Source organism: Roseitalea sp., assembly GCF_984466335.1.
The window spans coordinates 1-2,747 of sequence record NZ_CFIFWG010000238.1 but is presented as its reverse complement, the minus strand read 5'-3'; the positions used below and the strand labels follow the sequence as shown (position 1 = coordinate 2,747).

The following is a 2,747-nucleotide window of genomic DNA, read 5'->3' as shown; positions in this document are numbered from 1 at the left end:
CGTCGGATCGAGCGTCGTGCGCACCGCAAGGCCGCCCTCGTAGAGCGCATCATTGCCGTAGCGCTCGATGATCTGCTGGCGCACTTCCTGGGTGAAATATTCGGAGGCGAAAACGAGCGCGCCCGAGCGGCGGAAATTGACCCCGAGCGGCTCGCTCTTTGCGATCTCGGCCACCTCGTGGGTCACATAGCCGTTCTCGACCATGCGGTCGATGATCCAGTTGCGCCGGCCGATGGCGGCCTCGGTGTCGTCGAACGGATGATAGTTGGACGGCGCCTTGGGGAGCGCGGCCAGATAGGCGGCCTCGTGCAGATCGAGCTCGTTGACCGCCTTGCCGAAATAGGTCAGCGCGGCGCCGGCGATGCCGTAGGCGCCGGCGCCGAAGAAGATCTCGTTCAGATAGAGTTCAAGGATGCGATCCTTGGAGTAGGCCTGCTCGATGCGGAATGCGAGCAGCGCTTCCTTGACCTTGCGGTCGATCGTGCGGTCCGATGTCAGAAGGAAGTTCTTGGCCACCTGCTGGGTGATGGTCGAGCCGCCGACAAACCGCCGACTGTCGCCGCTAAGGACAATGTCGACATTTGTGGCCATGGCCCGCGCAAGCGCCAGGAAGTCGACGCCGGGGTGGTTGTAGAAATTCTTGTCCTCGGCCGAAAGGAAAGCGGCCTTGACGCGGTCCGGGACGGCCTGGATGGGCAGGAAAAGGCGGCGCTGACGCGCGAACTCGCCCATCAACTGGCCGTCCACCGAGTATATGCGCGTCGTCACCGGCGGCTCGTAGCGCGCCAGCACCTCGTAATCGGGCAGATCCTCGGCCAGATTGCCGATATAGACGACCGCCGCCGCCGCAACGAGCAGGAAGCCCGCGATCCCGATCCCGAAAAAATAACCCATCAAGCGAATCATGGTTCTCGCCTATCGTTTTCCGCCGTCGCCCGGAGGCGCCGACGCGGCCCATCCCCAAGCCGAGACTCAGCGGTGCGGGGACAATGCGACAGCAACATGGCGAACGCCACCCCGCAGGCCCCAGAGCATTTCAGCGTCCCGACGTTCCGGCGAGCCGTTCAGTTCGTCGAACCGGCGGTTTCGACAACGAGCCGGCGACCGGAAAGCGCGGCGAACTCAATGACCGCGGCGGACAGTTCCGCGGCCAGGCCAGCGCGCCATTCGGCGCGGTTCAGAAGCTTTTCGTCCTCCCGGTTGGACAGAAAGCCGAGTTCCACCAGCACGGAAGGCACATCCGGCGCGCGCAAGACGCGAAAGCCGGCGAACCGGTGCGGGTTGGTGTTGATTCGATACTCCCTGGAGATATGCGAAACGGCGAGACGGGCGAACTGCACCGAAAAGCGGAGCGTTTCCTGGCGCGCCAGGTCGACCAGAATGTCGGTGACGGGGCCGCGCTCATCCTCGTGAACGATACCCGCGATCGAATCGGACAGGTTCTCCGCCTCGGCGATCTCGGCGGCCACGGCATCCGATGCCCTGTCGGAGATCGTGTAGACCGTCGCGCCACGCACATGGGACTGGCGTACCGAATCGGCATGCAGCGAGACGAACAGGTCGGCATCGTGCTGGCGGGCGAACCGCACGCGCTCGTCGAGAGGAATGAAGATGTCGTCGTCGCGGGTCATCACGACGCGCACGCCGGGCGATCTTTCCAGTTCGGCGCGCATCTGGCGCGCGAACTTCAGGGCGATGTCCTTCTCGCGCGTTCCACCCAGGCCGATGGCGCCGCTGTCGATGCCGCCATGGCCGGCATCGAGCACGACCGTGAACGAGCCGCCGGCGGGCGCGGCGGCCAGCGGCACGGCGCCGAGGCGGTCGGCCTTCGAGGCGCGGGCGATGATCGAGCCGGTCGCCATCGTATTGATCATGGCCCTTTGAAACACCGCCTCATCGGCCTTGCGCACATCGATGACGAGCCTGTACAAACCGTTTGTCGAACTGTTCGACAACTCGACCACCTCGAACGGCGCGCCGACCTCGAAGATCATGCGGGAGGCGTCCTGGCTCATGTCTCCATAGCGCATCGCCGCGACGAGGCCGGAAAAGGCATCGTCCGCCAATTCGAAGCCATAGCCGACGCGTTCGAGGTCGAGCACGAGCCGATAAGGGTGATCGAGGAGCTTGTGATCGACCGCAACCGGCCGGTCGAAGCTGATGATGATCCGCGTGGCCCGCTCGTCGCCGACCGCGCGCACGTCGATGGCGACCGGCGCGTCGAACGCGGCAAGGCCGGACAAGGTCGTGGCCAGAACGACCGCAAGGGCCGCGCACAGGCGCATGGCCAGAGAGCGCATCGCGCCCGCCGGCATGAAGCCTTCCGCGCCCTGCCCCGGCTCGTCCATCACGGCCCCGCCTCGGTCCTGTCTTGCGCCATGGCCCAAACCATAGGTCCGTCATGGTTAACCGCATCTTTCCGGCCACGCAAATCGGCGCGCGGACGGCCCTTCGCGTCAGCCCGGATCGGCCACCCCGGACAGCACCGGCGCAAGCGCCGAAACCAGGTCCTCGGCGACGGCATGCGGTCCGGCCCGCTTGCCCGCCTCGGCGTGCAGCCACGCCGCAGCGCAAGCCGCCTCGAACGCGGGCATGGACTGGCCGGCAAGGCCGGCGATGATGCCGGCGAGCACATCGCCCGAGCCCGCCGTGGCCAGCGCCGCGGTGGCGTTGGCGTTGATCGCCGCCCGGCCGTCGGGCGCGGCAATGACCGTGTCCGGCCCCTTGTAGAGCATGATCGCGCCGGA

Annotated in this window: 3 protein-coding genes; all 3 read right to left on the bottom strand. The window is 66.4% G+C overall.

Annotation, left to right across the window (positions count from 1 at the left end; translation table 11 throughout):
- Positions 1 to 906 (bottom strand): transglycosylase domain-containing protein (locus tag AC5E6L_RS14980; protein WP_491774373.1); only part of this gene is annotated, 906 nt, incomplete at its 3' end.
- 158 nt (positions 907 to 1,064) lie between these two features.
- Positions 1,065 to 2,348 (bottom strand): N-acetylmuramoyl-L-alanine amidase, encoded by a 1,284-nt coding sequence (locus tag AC5E6L_RS14975; RefSeq protein WP_491774371.1) that lies wholly within the window; start codon positions 2,346 to 2,348, stop codon positions 1,065 to 1,067.
- A 108-nt stretch (positions 2,349 to 2,456) separates the two neighbouring features.
- Positions 2,457 to 2,747: NAD(P)H-hydrate dehydratase (locus AC5E6L_RS14970; RefSeq protein ID WP_491774368.1), on the bottom strand; the 291-nt coding region annotated here is incomplete at its 5' end.